The sequence below is a fragment of the Bacillus sp. 7884-1 genome, from assembly GCF_002272245.1.
Lineage (GTDB): Bacteria > Bacillota > Bacilli > Bacillales > Cytobacillaceae > Neobacillus.
The window spans coordinates 58586-76657 of sequence record NZ_NPDD01000022.1 but is presented as its reverse complement, the minus strand read 5'-3'; the positions used below and the strand labels follow the sequence as shown (position 1 = coordinate 76657).

Below are 18072 nucleotides of genomic sequence, written 5' to 3'. Positions count from 1 at the left end.
TTTATTGGATGATAAAAAGGACTGCTTTACTAAGTTAATACTATAACAATAGTAGTCGCATTTTATGAAGAACGTATGAAGAGTTTTTGACATTTCTGGGACAATTATCAAAACAGAAAAGCATCGGGAAGTACCGATGCTTTCTAGAGTCTATTTAATTTCTACAACGTACGGATATACGAATACTTGGCCACTAAACTTAAACTCTGCCCATATCTTATAAACCCCTGGTTCTGTAAATTTTGTAGCAAACACAGGCTCATTTCCTTCTAGTGGGTGAACGTGAATATAATTATCGCCTTTTTGATCAAGAATTACGACATGTCCCAATGCCCCTAGATACTGCTCTGGGGTATCTCCTCCTAAATCAAATGTAAGTTGAATGTCCTCATTTACTTTTAATGAACTTGGAAGCAGTTTTACTGTATGACCGCCAGCTTCCTTTGTTAATTCGGTGTCAACGGTTAGAGAATCTTCCTCATGTTCATTATGGTTTTCTCCTACCATGAATGAAATAGGTGCAACCTCATAGGTCTTGCCTGTTGGTTTAATATCAACAAACGCTTTATACTCCCCTGCTTGTAATGAATGAGCTACTTTGAAGACTCCAGGCTCGTTTGTTTGAGGATGTAAATGCTGATACTCTTTTAAATCTGTGCTGACAACAATCAAATGCAGCAGCTTTTCGTGATTCACCTCTAATTCTGATACAGGATTTCCCGCCAAATCTGTTAAGGTAATAATCAATTCTCCATTTTCAACTTGAAGAGTAGGAATGACCTCACTTTCACTATTGTGGTTATCGCCATTTTCTTCATGCTCCTGACCATGGGAGGACTCTGCCTCTTTATTGTGTGGTGCCTTAGTCTCATTATGAAATTCGATTTCCGCAAAAGAAGCATAGACATAATACCCCCCTACCACAACTAACAAGTATACAAGTGCAGTAATAGCCCATTTTTTCACTTAATCTCACTCCTTAATACCCATATAGGGTATATTTTTTTGAAAAATAGAGCGTGCTAATCGATTGCACGTTTCTTGACAATTTTCTTTTTAAATTTAGGCAAATTAACTAACATGATAATGTTGTAAATTATCTAGTAAAAAGATTATATTATACCCCGGTATAGTATGTAAAGAGGGATTTACATATTTTTAACATTCTATGGAGGCCATTTTAAATGATTATTTCGAAACAAACAGATAAACTTATCTTAATACACCTGTAGCTTAAAAGGGGGATTTATGAAACAAAGTAAACTTTCTTTACTACTTGAAATTCTAATCGTTTCAGCAAAACTTGGATTAACTTCATTTGGCGGACCCATAGCACATTTAGGATATTTTCATGATGAGTATGTTCGCAGAAGAAAATGGCTGGATGAACAAGCATACGCCAATCTTGTAGCTCTGTGCCAGTTTTTACCTGGTCCGGCCAGTAGTCAGGTTGGAATTGGGATTGGCGTTATGCGTGGCGGTTTGTTAGGTGGAATTCTAGCATTTGTTGGTTTTACAACGCCATCAGTTGTTATAGTGATCCTTTTTGCCCTAATTCTTAAGGGAATGGATATAGGAAATGCTGGATGGATTCACGGATTAAAAATTGTAGCAGTTGCCGTTGTGGCTCATGCTATATGGGGGATGGCACAAAAGTTAACGCCTGATTTATCCCGTAAATTAATTGCCTTACTCGTTTTAATATTTACCTTGTTATGGCAAACAGCATATACACAGGTAAGTGTAATCCTAATCGCAGCTGTTGCTGGTTTTATTATCTATAAGGGGCAAAGGGAAGAGTTCCCCTCTACTATTCAGGTCCCACTTTCTCGAAGATTTGCATTCATTTGTTTAGGTTTATTTTTCGGATTATTAATTGTCCTTCCTATTTTAAGAGAGTTGACTACTTCTAGCTGGGTGGCGATGTTTGATAGCTTTTATCGGTCTGGCTCGCTGGTCTTTGGCGGCGGGCATGTGGTTTTACCGTTATTGGAACGTGAATTTGTTACGAATGGATGGCTTAGTAAAGAAGCCTTCCTCGCAGGATATGGAGCAGCACAAGCTGTACCTGGACCGTTGTTTACCTTTGCTGCATATATAGGTGCAATAATGGATGGCTGGGTAGGCGGATTGCTTGCAACCATTGCAATTTTTCTCCCCGCGTTTTTACTGGTTTTGGGTACATTACCTTTTTGGGAAAGCTTAAGCCATAATCCAAAAATAAAAGGTGCATTAATGGGGGTAAACGCAGCCGTTGTGGGTATATTAATTTCTGCCTTTTATGATCCGATATGGACTAGTTCTATAATTGCACCAATTGATTTTGCTTTCGCAGCCCTATTGTTCAGCATGCTGTCCTATTGGAAACTGCCACCTTGGGTGATTGTGGTTACAGGAATTATTGGAGGATACTTACTTAATTTAATCGGACAATTATTGTAGAAAAATGAGGATGCCCCAAATAAAGGACATCCTCGTTTTTTGTTTATATGGACCACACTTAAGCTGTGAACACTGTTAGAACATGTATTACAGCTGCCAATTTCTTTTACTTTTTTTATCTAGGTATTCTTGAACGATATTAGCCTCATTTCAATAAATTCCCCTAAATGTCTACTTCGGAAATAAATGAATAAGAAATAAGGTTCTAATTTTGCGGATACCCCAACCACCCAGTACTCAAATTTATTACACTCTAAAAATCTTCATATTTGCGGAAAGGGATTATATGATGAACAGAGAGTTCTTTCCCATAGTCCTTCTCTGTACTTCCGCAATCTTGGCAAGTAAATTGATCTCGTTTTCTAGCTAATCTTCTTTGATGTAGACAGTTAGGTCCGTAGTAGTCAATATCTCCACCGTTCCAAGTTCCACTATTCTCGCCTGTAAACATCTAACTTTCCCTATAATAATCACCCATACAAGTAGTAGAACAAAAATTTAATTTACGTATGGTAGAAGGTTTCTTTTCAAATTCGGTTCCACATTTTTCACATGAAATCAAGATTCTCTTTTTATATAATACTTTCCCTCTTATACCATTCTCTTTTCCAAGACATCCCTTAGAACAATATTTAGCTGAATGCTCTCTATTTTTAGGAACACTAAGCTCTTTCCACAATTAATGCAAATTTTTCCTACTTGATTTACTAGGTGCTGGTTTATTAAGTGACCGTATTTTAACTGATATAATTGTTTACATTTCAAATTACAGAAATTTTTATTAAAATTGCGGATGGCTTCCTATTCATTTCTGTATCACAAAAATCACACCTAATTTTTGCTTTTTTAGAAAGTGTCTTTCAGAAATCAGGTGGATTCTTTTTTTGATAAAGAGTTTTGCAGTCACGAGAGCAAAACTTTTTTCTTTCAAAATGACTTGGTTTAACCTTAATGTGCTCCCCACAATTTAGACATTCCTTTATCATTGGAATCGCCGCCCTGTTTTCTTTTATTATACAACAGAACAAACGTTCTTACAAATTTCGCAACAAGATTTTTTTGCTTTTGCATTCCTTCTGTAAGAATAAAAAAACGAGGATACCCTAAGAGGCATCCTCGTTTTATCTTTTTATAAACCACACTTTAGCTGTGTACCACAGTTTGAACATGTATTACAGCCGCCGATTTCTTTTACTTGTCCTTTGCGGCAGACTGGGCATGTGTTGCCTATTTCAGAACCTATGGTCACATCTGTTGAACGAAGGTCATTAATGGTATCAACAAGTACCACGTGCTGTTTCGTTTTTTCTTTGAATGTTGGAATCTCGTTTTCCTCTGCTTTAAGGGTCAGGACTTGTGAATCACGTGATCCATCTACGTATACAGTACCACCCTTAGCTCCGCCCTTGTATAGGCGCTCATATACTTTTTCAACTTGTTCAACACTATACCCTTGTGGGGCATTAACCGTTTTACTAATAGAACTGTCAATCCATCGTTGAATGATACATTGAACATCAGCATGTGCTTCTGGTGCCAGTTCCATTGCTGCAACAAACCAGTTTGGAAGATTATCAACATCTGCTTCTGGGTGACTATCTAGGTATTCTTGAACGATATCAGCCTTAACTTCGATAAATTTTCCTAGTCGTCCACTTCGGAAATAAGAGAATGAGAAATAAGGTTCTAATCCAGTTGAAACGCCAACCATTGTTCCAGTACTCACTTTTGTTACTCTCTATAAATCATTATAGAGGGCGGGAATATTAGTACCCGCTCCATATCTCGCAATATGGGTCAGACTCTATCATCAACCATAATATATATGGTTGCTCAGCGTATAGTCGTTGAAGGGTCAGCCACGACTTCCCTGCGGATTGTCTGGTAGGCTATTAAGCCAACACTCTTACATTTTTACCTAATTACTTGTTGGCAAGACAAAGGTAGTAAGAGATACGCCAGGGTTTCCCGCATATAGCTAAGTTTACGCAGCGCTCTTACGAACACTGGGGGCAATTATTTTACCCGTTGGAGCAACAGTTAGCAAATGTGAATTTCTTATTCCATTTTCTAGTATAGATTGACGGACATCTTCAGGCATTTTTTTCATATATCCTGTATCGATGAATGCTTGTCGTAAACGATTTGTTTCTTCGCGTGTTTCACCATTTAAGAATGGGAAGCTTCCCTTTTCCTTGGCTAATTCTACTGAAGTTTTGTAAGCTGTGGTTGCAATTACTTCAAAAACTTGATCCACAAGTTTATTTCCTTGTTCTGAACCGTACACTGTTTCACAGTAAATAAGCATATCGTGTAAGCCCATTACACCAAGACCTACGCGGCGCTCACCTAGAGCCTGCTTCTTATTTTCTTCAAGGAAATATGGTGTAGCATTAATAACGTTATCTTGCATTCTAACGCCTATTGCTACAGTCTTCTTTAACTTTTCAAAATCAACTGTTTTTGTTTCCTTATCAGCCATTTCAGCTAGGTTAACAGCAGCAAGGTTACAAACAGAAAATGGTGCGAGAGGCTGCTCCAATTCTCGCTCTCTTATTTCTAAGAGGATTGGACTATCGCTTACAGTATCGAAATACTGGCTCAACCGCTTTAGTCTCTCACGGTCCCTATTGGGTTCCGCCCTGTTGCCTTCACCTTTACGTGGTCAGGTTCCAAGTCAATTAGGTCGAGTTTTTAACGTGAGGCAAGCACTTTACCACACGGATTTGTTGCCACGACTTGTTGACCATATGCTTTTGCATTTGTCATGTCGTTGGCATTATCGATGAAAAATATTCCTGGTTCTGCTGAGTAAGTTGCACAAATGTTAATTAGATTCCAAAGTTCTTTTGCTTTGATTTTCTTATAAATCCGTACTTTGTGACCGAGTCTCTCCCATTCGCGTACGTCTCCAACATTATGCCATTCTTCATTGTAAATTTTCATTTCCTCTTTACTATAATGTTCAACATATGGGAAACGAAGCTCATACTCACTATCTTTTTCAACCGCGTCCATAAATTCCTTCGTTAAACATATTGAGATGTTCGCTCCTGTTAAGAATTCCGAATTATGAACGGTGTAGTTACCACCAGTTTGAAGCTTCTCTTCAGCCTCAGCAATGATTTCTTCACCAAAACCACCAGTACCTGGAATATGTTTATAATTAACAATTCCCTGATACATTGCCTTTTCCTGTGCAGTTAATGGAGTGAATTTAAGTTTGTCCTTAGCATGTTTCTTAATTGTTTCATCACTTGTATTTTCTATTAAAAACCGTAGAATTCTAGGGTTTTGCATTTTTGAAATAATAAATTCAATAACGTCTGGATGCCAGTCGGCCAACATTATCATCTGAGCTCCGCGTCTTGACCCACCTTGTTCAACCAAATGCGTTAATTTCGCAATATCATCTAACCACGATACCGAACCAGATGATTTTCCATTCACGCCTCTTGCCAAGGTGTTTCGAGGTCGTAATGTTGATCCATTTGTTCCTACACCGCCGCCACGGCTCATGATTTCCATAACTTGCTTACGGTGATCAGAAATGCCTTCACGTGAGTCTGGAACGAACGGCATTACATAGCAGTTAAAAAATGTAACGTCAGTTTCTGCTCCTGCTCCATAAAGCACACGACCTGCAGGAATGAAGTTCATCGAAACAAGCTCATTGTAAAACTTTTCAAACCACTCAATTCGATTCTCTTCTGTTTCTTCAACAGAGGCAAGCCCGGTTGCATTTCGCTTAGCAATTTGTTCATAAAACAGTTCCAGAGGCTTTTCAATTACATCTAGAGACCGCCAAATCGCTCCTGTTTCGCTTTCAACAGGGTCATCAAGAACATTTCTGAATTCCTCTTCCACTAAAACCTTTGCTTTTTTACTTTCCCAATCTATTTCCATGATGTATCCAAGTCCGCGTGCTGGGAATTTTGGATCTTCCTTAATCGTGAGAACAACAAAGTCGCCATTTGTTAGGGTTATTTTTGCAGTGTCTTTAAAGGTGTAACGGTCCAACATGACCAATCGAGAAACACCCTTATGAGTTATTTTCATATCTGGGGTAACCGGGTGCACTTGGGGGAATAAGTGGATATCCTCATTCAACCTTTCAAAATCAATATTCATTTTTTGTCTAAAAACTACAGACATGAGAACAACTCCTTCAAAAAATTCTATATCTTGTGTGAAATCCTAGTATGCAAGACTATATCTTGTATTTCTAGTTGACTTAATATAAATAAATTAACACAGATAGGACGCACAAATCAATATATAGTACCGAAAATATTTTCGACAATACTACATATTGTGTTCAGGCAGAAAAACACTTGTTTGTCAAACTCAAAATAAACTAGAAACAGGAGAAAAGATAAGATATCTTTTATATTTCGGCAAAAAACAGGAAAATTTAACAAATTTCGCAGGTTGCTCTTTTTAATTACATGAAAATACCTGGTAAAGAAGGAGATAAAGTGATTATCAAGAATATTAAAAAAGGTATACTTAATAAGAGATTTATTTAAAGGAGGAAAGTCCAGATGATAGCACGTATTGAAAAAGTGGACAATGGCCATTTTGCCATTTATGAACGCCATCTTAACCATCCTGTAGAGGAGGTATGGTCTTATTTAACCGATAACGAGAAACTGCCAAAATGGTTTTCAGAGCTACGAGTAGATGAGCTTCGTGAAGGCGGGGTTATTAAGTTTGACATGGGGGATGGTACCTTTGATGAGCTTTCTATCCTAGAATTAAAAATAAATTCTGTTTTGGAATTCTCCTGGTGGGTAGACACAGTCAGGTTCGAATTGTCCGAGGAATCTGAGGGCTGCTTACTAAAGTTCATTGAAAAAATACATACCATAACTGACCATACTCCGAGAGACCTTGCCGGTTGGCATGTCTGTTTGGATGTCATAGAAGCATTGCTGGATGGCCGGACTATTGAACGTAAGGAAGAATGGAAAATCTGGTATGAAAGATATGTAAAGGAAATTCAAAAAGTCACCAAACAATAACAAAAACAGGCGAACCTCATAAATGGGTTCGCCTGTCTTATTTTATCTTTTGAAGTTCCATTCATCATTTTCATATCGGTCTTTTGCGATTTTATTAACGTAAGCTAGTTCTTCTTCTGTTAATTGATAGGATTCAAGTTCGATATTAAGCCCATCTGCAAAGCCTTTATAAAAAGCTTCTTTCGCTTCCTCTAAACTAATTCTTCTAGAACTAATTTCATTAATAGCAACTGCTTTATTTTTAAAAGAAGATTTCATCCGTTCCTTTACTCTCTCGTTTGGATATTTAAATAAACTGAACAGCTTATCTTCATCTAAATCTAATAGTATCGAACCATGTTGTAGGATGACTCCCTTTTGCCTTGTCTGTGCACTTCCTGCGACCTTACGACCTTCTACCACGAGTTCATACCAGCTTGGGGCATCGAAGCAAACTGCTGAGCGCGGATCCTTCAGTGCACTCCGCTCTTCGTCTGTTTTTGGAACTGCAAAGTATGCTTCTAATCCAAGTTGATGGAATCCTTTTAAGATACCTTCTGAAATAACACGATAAGCCTCTGTTACCGTTTTAGGCATCTCTGAGTGATCCTCAGAAACAATGACACTGTAAGTCAGCTCATGCTCATGCAGAACACCACGGCCGCCAGTAGGCCTTCTTACAAACCCTAATCCATGGGCTTTTACTGCCTCCAAGTCGATCTCCTTATCAACCTTTTGGAAATATCCTATGGATAGAGTCGCAGGTTCCCATCCATAAAATCTGATAACAGGCGGGATTTTTCCTTCACTATGCCAATCAAGCAAAGCCTCATCCAACGCCATGTTAAATGATGGGGAACAATTTCCAGAATCTATAAAACGCCATACCTCTTTATCCATTTAAAAACCTCATCTTTATGTAGTTTACTCTTGTTTTAGTCTACCAAAATCTGATATGAATTCAAAACGAGAAGTTTTTGGTATAATGAAGAAGAAATATTTTGTCGTTTATTCTTTATCTTTGCACGTTTGACTTATATAATAAAACATAGTGTACCAAAGCTTGAAAGGAGCAAAAAGAAATTGAATTCACTTATACCTCTATTAATCATCATTGTAGCAGTTATAGCTTATTCCGTTTTCACCTATTTTTATCAAAAAAGGATTGTTAAAACGGTAACAGAAGAGGAGTTTCGTGCCGGTTATAGAAAGGCACAGCTAATCGATGTTCGTGAACCGAACGATTTCCAGGCAGGTCATATTTTAGGAGCCCGTAATATTCCAATTTCGCAAATAAGAACACGAATGCAGGAGCTTCGCCCAGATTTACCTGTTTATTTATATGACCAAAACGGAATGCGCAGTGCCCGTGCAGCACAATTTCTACACCGTAAAGGTTACAAAGACCTAACCCAGCTTCAAGGTGGGTTTAAAAAATGGTCTGGTAAAGTAAAAGTAAAAAAATAAGCCAATGAAGACTTCCTTTTATGCGGAAGTCTTTTTATTTTGTGAATAGAAAAGGGGCCAGATTCTGTTGTCAGAGTCTGGCCCTTCTATATTTAAGCCTTTTGATATCTAAGAATTGGTTTACGAGCAGCGGTTGCTTCGTCCATACGCCCAACAACGGTTGTGTGCGGTGCTTCTTGGACGATTTCTGGATTCTCCTCAACCTCTTTCGCAATTTGAATCATGATATCAACGAAAGAATCTAGTGTTTCTTTCGATTCTGTTTCAGTTGGCTCGATCATGATACATTCTTCAACATTTAATGGGAAGTAGATGGTTGGCGGATGGTAGCCAAAATCGAGTAGTCGTTTTGCAATATCCAAAGTACGAACACCTAATTTTTTCTGTCTTCTTCCACTTAGTACAAATTCATGTTTGCAATGCTTATCAAACGGAAGATCATAATACTCAGCAAGTCTTCTCATCATATAATTTGCATTTAATACTGCATACTCTGTTACCGCCTTTAAGCCGTCAGGACCCATTGAACGAATGTAGGTATATGCACGTACATTAATTCCAAAGTTACCATAGAAAGGCTTCACACGGCCGATAGATTGCGGACGGTCATAATCAAACACATACTCTTCACCACGTTTTGCTATTACTGGCTTCGGAAGGAAAGGAATTAGGTCTGTTTTTACACCAACTGGACCTGAACCAGGACCACCGCCGCCATGTGGACCGGTGAATGTTTTATGAAGATTCAAGTGAACGACATCAAATCCCATATCTCCCGGTCTAGCTTTAGATAGAACCGCATTTAAGTTTGCACCATCATAATAGAGCTTACCGCCTGCAGCGTGAACAATCTCAGCCATTTCAACGATATTTTCTTCAAAAAGACCAAGTGTATTCGGGTTGGTCAACATTAAGGCCGCTGTATCTTCGCCAACCACTCTTCTTAAATCGTCAAGGTCAACTAAACCATACTCATTTGATTTAACCGTAATCGTTTCAAGGCCTGCTACCGTTGCCGAAGCTGGATTTGTTCCATGTGCTGAATCCGGAACAATAACCTTTGTACGCTTTAGATCACCATTTGCTTCATGGTAAGCACGAATCATCATTAATCCAGTCCATTCACCATGTGCACCAGCTGCTGGCTGTAGTGTCACTTCATCCATTCCCGTGATTTCAATTAAATGCTGCTGCAAATCATATAACAACTCAAGAGCACCTTGGACAGAGCTTTCGTCCTGAAGCGGGTGGACGTGAGCAAATCCATTGAAACGCGCTACATTTTCATTAATTTTTGGGTTATATTTCATTGTGCAGGAGCCTAATGGATAAAAACCAGAATCGACTCCATGATTTCTCCGTGAAAGGGCGGTATAATGACGCATAATATCAAGCTCAGAAACCTCAGGCAGCTCTGGCTCTTCTTCGCGCAAATACCCTTCTGGAAGAAGGCTGCTAACTTCTAATTCAGGAACATCCATTTCAGGGAGGCTGAATCCAATTCTTCCTGGTGTACTAAGTTCAAAAATGAGTGCCTGGTCTTGGTTATGCATGTAAATCCCCCACTTCTTTCACAAAAGTATCAATTTCTTCCTTCGATCTTTGTTCTGTAACCGCAACGAGCATATGATTTACGAGCTCAGGATAATCACGGCCTAAATCGTACCCGCCAATCATTCCTTTTCGCAACAGCTCTTGATTAATTTCTTTTACTGGTTTGTTTAATTTAACAACAAATTCGTTAAACGAGTAACCATCATGGATGACTTCAAAACCAGCTTCTTTAAATGCAGTTTTCGCATAGTGAGCTTTTTGCAGGTTAGCAGCGGCAATTTCACGAACACCTTTTTTACCTAGTGCTGTCATCGCTACTGAGGCTGCCAGGGCATTTAATGCTTGGTTTGAACAAATATTAGAAGTCGCCTTATCACGACGGATATGCTGTTCACGGGCTTGAAGTGTTAGTACAAAACCGCGGCGTCCCTGATCATCTTTTGTCTGGCCGACTAGACGACCTGGAACTTTACGCATTAACTTAGTAGTTACCGCAAAATATCCGCAGTGTGGTCCGCCAAACGCTGTAGGGATACCAAACGGCTGTGCATCACCAATAACAATATCTGCTCCAAACTTCCCTGGAGGTGTTAGTACTCCTAGTGATAGCGGATTGCTTGAAACAACAAACAGTGACTTGTTAGCATGAATGATTTCTTCCAGTTCCTCTAAAGGTTCAATTCGGCCAAAGAAGTTTGGATACTGAACAATCACAGCTGCAATCTCCTCATTTGCCAAACCTTTTAAGGCTTCAATATCTGTTACCCCGTTATCTACTGGAACTTCAATCACTTCAAGATACTGTCCTTTTGCATACGTTTTAAGGACTTCCTTTGATTCAGGGTGAACGGCACCAGAAACAAGGATTTTTTTACGTTTTGTATGACCAGCACTTAGCATTGCTGCTTCAGCTAAAGCTGTACCGCCATCATACATAGAAGAGTTCGCAACATCCATGCCTGTTAATTCACAGATCATCGTCTGGAATTCAAAAATAGCTTGTAGCTCTCCTTGAGAGATTTCTGGCTGATATGGTGTATAAGCTGTATAAAATTCAGAGCGGGAAATAACATGGTCAACAATGACTGGCATGTAATGGTCATAAACCCCTGCTCCTAAAAAGGAGACATTTCTTTTTAAATCGGCATTACGAGAAGCCATATTAAAAAGCTCTTTCATCAAAGCAGTCTCTGACTTTGCTGCCTTAATGTTTAATTCACCTTTAAATCTTACTTTTTCTGGTATATCGCTGAATAATTCATCAACGGAACTAACGCCAATTGTTTCAAGCATTGCCTTTTTATCTTCTTCTGTCATAGGTAAATAGCGATGTTTCATAACCTAATCTCCCCTCGTGTTTACTTTTCTCGTTTATAAAAAGGTGTTGGGACTACTTTCGCCTTTAGGCGTTTTCCGCGAATTTCCACGTCAATTTCAGAATCTATACCTGCATGTTCACTTTTAATAAGGACAAGTCCAATATTCTTTTTCAAGGATGGTGATTGAGTTCCAGTTGTAACCTCACCAATTAGCTCTTCACCTTTATATACTGGGTATCCATGACGAGGTATACCGCGATCAATCATTTCAATTCCTGCTAACTTTCTAGCCGCCCCGGTATCTTTTTGCTGTTTAAGTACTTCCTTACCGATAAAATCTGCTTCTTTGTTCAACTTAACAGCAAAGCCAATTCCAGCTTCTAATGGAGTGATTTCAGGAGACAATTCTTGGCCATAGAGAGCTAAAGTTGCCTCAAAGCGAAGTGTATCCCGAGAGCCTAGTCCGCATGGAACCACGCCATCCTCTTCACCAGCAGATAAAATTGCCTGCCAAAGTTCTACAGCATCTGATGCATCGCAATATATTTCAAAGCCGTCTTCACCTGTATACCCAGTTCGTGAAACCAGTGCGTTCTTTCCATTAATTTTCACTTCCTGTTGGAACTTAAAGAAGCCAATTTCACTTAAATTGCTATCACCTGCTAGCTTTTGAAGTACTTTTTCAGAGAGTGGGCCTTGCAGCGCCAATTGAGCCATTTTTTCAGATAAATTATCTATCGAAACATTGCCCTCTAAATGGTCTTCAAGCCATTTGAAATCCTTCTCAATATTCGAGGCATTCACAACAAGTAAATAATGATTGTCTTCTATTTTATAAACTAGCAGGTCGTCAACAGTGCCGCCATTTTCATAGCACATTGCATTGTATTGTGCTCCGCCATTTTTAATTTTTGAAATGTCATTTGTTAACATCTTTTGCAAGTAATTTATGCTGTCTGGTCCCTTTACCTCAATTTCCCCCATATGCGAAACATCAAATAAACCAGCCTTTGTGCGGACGGCTTCATGTTCTTCCTTGATGCTTGAGAATTGAACAGGCAGCTCCCAGCCTCCAAAATCAATCGTTTTCCCGCCATATTCCTTATACACGTCGAATAGTGGTGTGCGTTTTAATTCAGTCATCAATAATCCCCCTTTAATCAAAGATGTTTTTCATACGTTGTTACCTTTGTCAAATCCTTGAGCGCATAAACAACAAAAAAGGACAGAAACCTCCCTTTTACGCAAAAGAAGGTCTCTGTCCTTGCACCTGAAAGTTTACCTATGATCGGCTTTCCCCTTTGGTGGCTGCCCTTTAGTCAGCACTCTCCAGAGCTGCGTCAAACAAGAGTTCTTTTGCCTGAGAGATTCACACATTGTGCTTGCTCCTTCGGCGCTACATCAGTAGTCTCTCCCCTTGTCATCATCCGCATTATAATAATTTCATAATCGGGTCATACTAAAATATACATCTGAAAAAAATTATTTTATTACAATATTTTAAACTTTCAAAGCTATTTACATCCTACCATTAAAGCATAATATTGAGCAATAAATTTTTCTGCAAAAGGGAGCTGAAAACATGACAGTTCAAATAGAATTTGATTCCTCTTGGCAGGATGAGTTTTTACATAGGATTGAAAACGATGGCCCATGGGGAAATTGGGAGCTTTTTAAGCTTGCAGTTGGAGTTGAAAAGCATCTGATAATCCCTGATTTTGAAGGCTTACAAGCACCAAGTCATCTGCCTAATCTTACCCCGCTGCCTCATCAGCTCGAAACCGCAAAGCAGGTAATTGAAAACATGAATGGAAAAGCTATTCTTGCTGATGAAGTGGGGCTTGGAAAAACAATTGAAGCCGGACTTATTTTAAAAGAATACATGATTCGCGGACTCGTTAAAAAAGTATTAATTCTCGTTCCTGCTTCGCTAGTAACCCAATGGTCCTATGAATTAAATAGTAAGTTTTTTATTCCCGCTGTTTCTCAAAGGAAAAGCTATGTATGGGAGCAATGCGATGTAGTGGTCTCTTCCATTGATACAGCTAAACGGGACCCGCATCGTGATATCATTTATAAACAAGATTACGATTTAATCATTATTGATGAGGCTCACAAACTTAAGAACAATAAGACTAAAAACTATGAGTTTGTTCAAAATCTTAAAAAGAAGTTTTGTCTGCTTCTCACTGCAACACCGATTCAAAATCGTATTGAAGAAATCTTTAACCTTGTTTCCCTATTAAAACCAGGACATTTAGGCAGTGAAACAGCATTTTATGAAAAATACAAGCGGGATGCCCGCTCATTAAATGACAATGAGCATTTGAAAGAGCTGGTAAATAAGGTAATGATACGAAACCGGCGTGCCGATACAGGGATTGAATGGACTAAAAGACAGGTGGAAACGATTCCGATTGAATTTTCAACTCAAGAGAAAGAATTGTATGAAGCCATCACTGAATTAAAAAGTGAAGGTGATTGGGTTCATACAAGTGCTTTCTCGGTGATGACCTTACAGCGGGAAGCTTGTAGCAGCAGGGAGTCCGTATTTTATACACTTAAAAATATGCTGCAAAAAAAGGAAAATCCAACAAAGGCATTCGAAGATCAAATTCAATATTTAATTTCAAAGGTAGAAGCAGTTACAACAAACTCAAAAGCAGAAAAGGCATTGGAGTTAATTCAAAAAATCGATGATAAGGTAATAATTTTTACCGAATATAGAGCGACCCAAATGTACCTGCAATGGTATTTAAAACAAAATGGTATATCATCTGTTCCCTTCCGAGGCGGTTTTAAGCGCGGCAAAAAAGACTGGATGCGTGAGCTATTTCAAAAGCATGCACAAGTCCTCATAGCAACTGAAGCTGGCGGAGAGGGAATCAACCTTCAATTCTGTAATCATATTATTAATTTCGATTTACCCTGGAATCCAATGAGGCTTGAACAAAGAATTGGAAGGATTCATCGTCTTGGCCAAGAAAAGGACGTAATGATTTATAATTTTGCAATCCAGAACACGGTTGAAGAACATATATTAAAGCTTCTATATGAAAAAATTGAACTATTTGAAAAAGTAATAGGTGACTTAGACGATATCTTAACGAAGCTAGACTTTGGAAGTATTGAAGATCATTTAATTGATATATTTGGACAATCCTGCTCCGAAGGTGAAATGCGGATTAAGATGGAAAATCTTACATCGATGATTGATTTGGCAAAAGATATGCAGAAGGAGGATTCACATGCAGCAGCTGGAAATTCATAACTTTCTCATACGCTACTTTCAGGCTAATGAATGTGAAATATCAGAAAATGGTCCTGGATACTTAACTGTTCAGTTATCTATCGAGCTCGATAAGGAATTAATGAATAGACCTTTTTATTGGCATTATTTAGAAAAAACAGGCGGGATTCCAAATCCAATGAAGCTTACTTTTATTACGAATCCACAGATTGCACCTGAAAATATAAAAGGAGAAACGATTCATTTCGGGTCTCCAAGACTGCATCAAATATTTCAATCAACTAAAAAACTTTCGAGCTACATCAGGCTTTATGAGAATCACCAGAATAACAATCAACAAACTCCATTAATGCCTTGGTTGTGTATGAATGTTAAGATATCGTATCAATGCGATCGGAAACGGGATATTTTTAAATCAATCGGTTTGCAGCTCATAAATGGACAAATGGTAGAGGATTTCCATAATCGTTTGCAGAATGTTCAGCTTACACCGAAAATACCAGATTATTCGTTTACGTTATCTCCACTTGTAAAACCGAAAAGCGGTTTATCGCGGATTGAAAATTATCTCAAAGCAGTAATTGAAGAAGATGATCATTCTTGGGCAGAGGATGCCAGGATGCGTTGGGAGAAGGATTTGCAGCTTCTACACCATTTTTATGAGGATGCAGAAGAAGAAAATGAAAGTTACGAAACAGAGAAAAGGGCTTTACAGGAACAGTATGAACCAAAAATAAACATATCGTTTATTAACGGCGGATTGTTTTATTTAACCGATAAGGCTGTTTAATAAATTGGCTGTGTTAATTTTGGTGGTTGTTGATTTGTGCACTATACCTAATCCTAGCCAATAAAATAAAGAAGCAGACATCAATCTGCTTCTTTACCTTTTTCTCCTATTTTTTACTTCGATATAAAAAATATAGGGAAGAATCCCAAACCAACGATACCAAAAAGATGCCTTGGCTAGCTTTCTCTCTTCCCGGAGCCGTTTTCGCTCATCTTTTGGCTGGTCCGCATATTTAACAAGAGTTTGAGTCATATATTTTACATAATCATTTGTTTTCATGGACACACCTGCCTTTATTTCTTCCCTACAAGTATGTCCATGTTTTTTTATTTCAAACAACTAACACCCTTAATATAGTTCAGCCCATTTAATCATTTTTTTTGCAGCAATATCAAAAAAACCGCGTCCTTCCACTGTTTCACCTGTGTGCATTTCAAGCGTAAAGTTAATTTTCTGAACCGATCCAATCGGAATGTCGGCTTGATATCCAATAATCCCTTTTTGATAGGAGAATGAACCCTTTACTGGTATAACACCACCCGATTGCAATATTTTTTCGATTTTTTTAAAAGAAGAATGGAAATAATATTCCTCCTGAAGAATCACAGTTGTTTCATGTGATAATTTCCTTTCAGAAAGCAATTGTTCTACACGAAAGGAAAAGATTGATAGAAACAGAATGAGTACCACCAAAGTTAATGGGTATGTAAATCCTCGTTCATCTTTCCTCATAATATTGGAAACCATTCAATATAGGAATGCACTACAACACTATATTCTCTTTCCCAAACATCTTTTACAGTAATTTTCACTGAGTTTTTTATCCTAGTAAAAGTGACCAAAGAAACATTCTGCAGTAATGTTTCATGACCAGTAGAATTCACTCGCTTTCTTATATTACTGCCATACTTTTCATATAAAATTTTTTCATTATTTAGGGTTAATACTAGGTTCCCTGATATTACTTCCGCTTTAGAGCTAATATGGATTTCCTTTTTTATCTGACTGCAAAATACATCCCATTCCATCGCTTGAAGCCTTCCATTTGAATCTTTATTGTCTGATATGATTTGAAATACCGGAAACATGAAAAACACGATTGTTGTGAAGATTGAGAATGCAAAAAGCACTTCGAGGAGAGTAAAAGCTTTTTCATTCGGGTATCGCACAGTCTTCAAAACTTGGGAGAAGTGTATTTTCTTCAACTTTTACACAAACCTCCTTTTGTCCACTAACTGAGGTCAGACGCCAGTAAATCTTATATTCTGTTTCATTAAGAGTGATGGCGTATTGGGTATTAATCCTGTCCTCAATTAAATTTGCTTGTAGTTCCTCAAATAAAAACTGTTTAGCTCTTTTATCTCTTATAAGCTGCTGAGATTGATTTGCCAAATCTATTAACAAGGGCAAAAAAAACATACTCAGCATAAACAAAGCGGACAATGATAAAAGGAGCTCAAGTAAAAAATAGCCATCATTCTTCCAAAACATAAAACCGTCCCTTTCCAATTAAAAGAGTTAATTTGTAATCCTCCTGCGGTGTCCGAATAAATATTGTACCGAATCTATCTACATTCCCATTCGGATTATATTTAAAATATAATTGGATGGTGCCCTGACCTACTGTTATCTTCGGAGAATAATTTCTTTCAACAATGCTATTAGCACCTGCTGCGATGACATACGAATGCTCATTCTCAATAAAGATAACTCTCACTTCCGTCTGATTAGCGATGGCGTACTGCTGACCGTAATATAAATCTGCTTTTAATTGGGAAATAAAGGACTTGTTAGTAGCTATTTGGTATTGTGGCTTTATGCTAAAGACAGTAATCGAAGAGATGATTAAAAAGATGGAGAGAACAATCAAAGATTCAATTAATGTAAATCCGTTTTGATTGTTGTGCATTAAGATGTTGTTGCTGCTGCGGTTACTTTTCCTTCTGAATCGATTAATACATTTTTTGTTCCATTTGGACAACCTTTATCTTCCATAAGGTATTCTTCTGAAATAAGATTTGCCATTGTAGGTACCTTATTCTTGTCGATTATATAAGATTGTACCTGTGCTTGAACCATCTTCACATATGCTTCACAGCCTTTGTTGTTAATATTAGTATTGTGCTTAGCCACATTTGGAATTGTAACAATTAGTAAAACAGAAATAACCAGCATAACAATCATCATTTCAACAAGTGTAAAACCTTTTTCATTTTTCATCATTCATTCCTCCAATTTAATATTGTA

At 38.0% G+C, this 18072-nt stretch carries 18 protein-coding genes, 3 pseudogenes and 1 riboswitch; of the genes and pseudogenes, 5 read left to right on the top strand and 16 right to left on the bottom strand.

Annotated elements, in window-relative coordinates; genetic code table 11:
* Positions 1-150: 150 nt before the first annotated feature.
* Positions 151-966, bottom strand: coding sequence for a hypothetical protein (locus CHI06_RS03915; protein WP_095247115.1), 816 nt, complete (start codon positions 964-966; stop codon positions 151-153).
* A gap of 282 nt (positions 967-1248) precedes the next feature.
* On the opposite strand from CHI06_RS03915, the gene CHI06_RS03910 reads away from it, so the two are divergent.
* Positions 1249-2442, top strand: a complete 1194-nt coding sequence (locus tag CHI06_RS03910) for a chromate transporter (RefSeq protein WP_095247114.1) — start codon at positions 1249-1251, stop codon at positions 2440-2442.
* Between the two features lie 253 nt (positions 2443-2695).
* On the opposite strand, the gene CHI06_RS03905 is transcribed toward CHI06_RS03910, so the two are convergent.
* From CHI06_RS03905 to CHI06_RS03885, 5 genes and pseudogenes are all read right to left on the bottom strand, one after another.
* On the bottom strand, positions 2696-2893 hold the full coding sequence (locus CHI06_RS03905) for an HNH endonuclease (protein ID WP_095247113.1): 198 nt from the start codon (positions 2891-2893) through the stop codon (positions 2696-2698).
* Between the two features lie 497 nt (positions 2894-3390).
* Positions 3391-3513, bottom strand: a complete 123-nt coding sequence (locus tag CHI06_RS30360; protein WP_257009156.1) for a hypothetical protein — start codon at positions 3511-3513, stop codon at positions 3391-3393.
* A gap of 58 nt (positions 3514-3571) precedes the next feature.
* Positions 3572-4165 (bottom strand): annotated as a pseudogene (locus CHI06_RS03895) (hypothetical protein); the annotation flags it as partial.
* A gap of 300 nt (positions 4166-4465) precedes the next feature.
* Positions 4466-4981: pseudogene (locus CHI06_RS03890) on the bottom strand (vitamin B12-dependent ribonucleotide reductase); the annotation flags it as partial.
* 176 nt (positions 4982-5157) lie between these two features.
* Positions 5158-6597 (bottom strand): annotated as a pseudogene (locus CHI06_RS03885) (vitamin B12-dependent ribonucleotide reductase); the annotation flags it as partial.
* A 389-nt stretch (positions 6598-6986) separates the two neighbouring features.
* Between CHI06_RS03885 and CHI06_RS03880 the strand changes: the two are divergent.
* Positions 6987-7466, top strand: coding sequence for an SRPBCC family protein (locus CHI06_RS03880; protein WP_095247110.1), 480 nt, complete (start codon positions 6987-6989; stop codon positions 7464-7466).
* Between the two features lie 42 nt (positions 7467-7508).
* Here CHI06_RS03880 and CHI06_RS03875 read toward each other — a convergent pair whose 3' ends face one another.
* Positions 7509-8345, bottom strand: a complete 837-nt coding sequence (locus CHI06_RS03875) for a lipoate--protein ligase family protein (protein ID WP_095247109.1) — start codon at positions 8343-8345, stop codon at positions 7509-7511.
* A gap of 183 nt (positions 8346-8528) precedes the next feature.
* Between CHI06_RS03875 and CHI06_RS03870 the strand changes: the two genes are divergently transcribed.
* Positions 8529-8912, top strand: a complete 384-nt coding sequence (locus CHI06_RS03870; RefSeq protein ID WP_095247108.1) for a rhodanese-like domain-containing protein — start codon at positions 8529-8531, stop codon at positions 8910-8912.
* A 92-nt stretch (positions 8913-9004) separates the two neighbouring features.
* On the opposite strand, the gene gcvPB is transcribed toward CHI06_RS03870, so the two are convergent.
* The 3 genes from gcvPB to gcvT are packed head-to-tail and all read right to left on the bottom strand — an operon-like array spanning position 9005 to position 12928.
* Positions 9005-10465 (bottom strand): aminomethyl-transferring glycine dehydrogenase subunit GcvPB, encoded by a 1461-nt coding sequence (gene gcvPB / locus CHI06_RS03865; protein ID WP_095247107.1) that lies wholly within the window; start codon positions 10463-10465, stop codon positions 9005-9007.
* The gene (gene gcvPA / locus CHI06_RS03860; RefSeq protein WP_095247106.1) at positions 10458-11804 is read right to left on the bottom strand and encodes an aminomethyl-transferring glycine dehydrogenase subunit GcvPA; all 1347 of its coding nucleotides are present in this window, start codon (positions 11802-11804) and stop codon (positions 10458-10460) included. Before gcvPA ends, gcvPB begins: the two co-directional genes overlap by 8 nt.
* Before the next feature lie 20 nt (positions 11805-11824).
* Complete coding sequence (gene gcvT / locus CHI06_RS03855) at positions 11825-12928, bottom strand: glycine cleavage system aminomethyltransferase GcvT (RefSeq protein ID WP_095247105.1); 1104 nt, start codon at positions 12926-12928, stop codon at positions 11825-11827.
* A gap of 195 nt (positions 12929-13123) precedes the next feature.
* A riboswitch (glycine riboswitch) is annotated at positions 13124-13212 on the bottom strand.
* Positions 13213-13367: 155 nt separating this feature from the next.
* Here gcvT and CHI06_RS03850 point away from each other — a divergent pair.
* Together CHI06_RS03850 and CHI06_RS03845 are read left to right on the top strand one after the other, a co-directional pair.
* Positions 13368-15056: a DEAD/DEAH box helicase gene (locus CHI06_RS03850; RefSeq protein WP_095247104.1), complete on the top strand. Its 1689-nt coding sequence runs from the start codon at positions 13368-13370 to the stop codon at positions 15054-15056.
* Complete coding sequence (locus CHI06_RS03845) at positions 15034-15825, top strand: YqhG family protein (protein ID WP_095247103.1); 792 nt, start codon at positions 15034-15036, stop codon at positions 15823-15825. The genes CHI06_RS03850 and CHI06_RS03845 overlap by 23 nt, the downstream gene beginning before the upstream one ends.
* A gap of 93 nt (positions 15826-15918) precedes the next feature.
* Here the strand turns inward: CHI06_RS03845 and CHI06_RS03840 are convergent, their stop codons facing one another.
* From CHI06_RS03840 to comGC, 6 genes are all read right to left on the bottom strand, one after another.
* The gene (locus tag CHI06_RS03840) at positions 15919-16104 is read right to left on the bottom strand and encodes a YqzE family protein (RefSeq protein ID WP_095247127.1); all 186 of its coding nucleotides are present in this window, start codon (positions 16102-16104) and stop codon (positions 15919-15921) included.
* A gap of 69 nt (positions 16105-16173) precedes the next feature.
* On the bottom strand, positions 16174-16557 hold the full coding sequence (comGG, locus tag CHI06_RS03835; protein WP_179292526.1) for a competence type IV pilus minor pilin ComGG: 384 nt from the start codon (positions 16555-16557) through the stop codon (positions 16174-16176).
* Positions 16554-16994, bottom strand: a complete 441-nt coding sequence (comGF, locus tag CHI06_RS03830; RefSeq protein WP_257009158.1) for a competence type IV pilus minor pilin ComGF — start codon at positions 16992-16994, stop codon at positions 16554-16556. The genes comGG and comGF overlap by 4 nt, the downstream gene beginning before the upstream one ends.
* Positions 16978-17316: a hypothetical protein gene (locus CHI06_RS03825; protein ID WP_095247101.1), complete on the bottom strand. Its 339-nt coding sequence runs from the start codon at positions 17314-17316 to the stop codon at positions 16978-16980. The genes comGF and CHI06_RS03825 overlap by 17 nt, the downstream gene beginning before the upstream one ends.
* Positions 17300-17734 carry a competence type IV pilus minor pilin ComGD gene (comGD, locus tag CHI06_RS03820; RefSeq protein ID WP_095247100.1) on the bottom strand — a complete coding sequence of 145 codons (435 nt, stop codon included), beginning with the start codon at positions 17732-17734 and terminating at the stop codon, positions 17300-17302. Before comGD ends, CHI06_RS03825 begins: the two co-directional genes overlap by 17 nt.
* Entirely contained in the window at positions 17734-18045 is a 312-nt protein-coding gene (comGC, locus tag CHI06_RS03815; protein WP_095247099.1) for a competence type IV pilus major pilin ComGC, read from the bottom strand. Before comGC ends, comGD begins: the two co-directional genes overlap by 1 nt.
* Between the last annotated feature and the right edge of the window lie 27 nt (positions 18046-18072).

Bases quoted from the DNA above. Each gene is read 5' to 3' on its own strand.
- CHI06_RS03910 (WP_095247114.1), top strand. From the start codon at position 1,249: ATGAAACAAAGTAAACTTTCTTTACTACTTGAAATTCTAATCGTTTCA.
- CHI06_RS03905 (WP_095247113.1), bottom strand. From the start codon at position 2,893: ATGTTTACAGGCGAGAATAGTGGAACTTGGAACGGTGGAGATATTGAC.
- CHI06_RS30360 (WP_257009156.1), bottom strand. From the start codon at position 3,513: ATGCAAAAGCAAAAAAATCTTGTTGCGAAATTTGTAAGAACGTTTGTT.
- CHI06_RS03850 (WP_095247104.1), top strand. From the start codon at position 13,368: ATGACAGTTCAAATAGAATTTGATTCCTCTTGGCAGGATGAGTTTTTA.
- CHI06_RS03875 (WP_095247109.1), bottom strand. From the start codon at position 8,345: ATGGATAAAGAGGTATGGCGTTTTATAGATTCTGGAAATTGTTCCCCA.
- gcvT (WP_095247105.1), bottom strand. From the start codon at position 12,928: ATGACTGAATTAAAACGCACACCACTATTCGACGTGTATAAGGAATAT.
- comGD (WP_095247100.1), bottom strand. From the start codon at position 17,734: ATGCACAACAATCAAAACGGATTTACATTAATTGAATCTTTGATTGTT.
- gcvPA (WP_095247106.1), bottom strand. From the start codon at position 11,804: ATGAAACATCGCTATTTACCTATGACAGAAGAAGATAAAAAGGCAATG.
- CHI06_RS03845 (WP_095247103.1), top strand. From the start codon at position 15,034: ATGCAGCAGCTGGAAATTCATAACTTTCTCATACGCTACTTTCAGGCT.
- comGG (WP_179292526.1), bottom strand. From the start codon at position 16,557: ATGAGGAAAGATGAACGAGGATTTACATACCCATTAACTTTGGTGGTA.
- CHI06_RS03880 (WP_095247110.1), top strand. From the start codon at position 6,987: ATGATAGCACGTATTGAAAAAGTGGACAATGGCCATTTTGCCATTTAT.
- comGC (WP_095247099.1), bottom strand. From the start codon at position 18,045: ATGAAAAATGAAAAAGGTTTTACACTTGTTGAAATGATGATTGTTATG.
- gcvPB (WP_095247107.1), bottom strand. From the start codon at position 10,465: ATGCATAACCAAGACCAGGCACTCATTTTTGAACTTAGTACACCAGGA.
- CHI06_RS03825 (WP_095247101.1), bottom strand. From the start codon at position 17,316: ATGTTTTGGAAGAATGATGGCTATTTTTTACTTGAGCTCCTTTTATCA.
- CHI06_RS03840 (WP_095247127.1), bottom strand. From the start codon at position 16,104: ATGAAAACAAATGATTATGTAAAATATATGACTCAAACTCTTGTTAAA.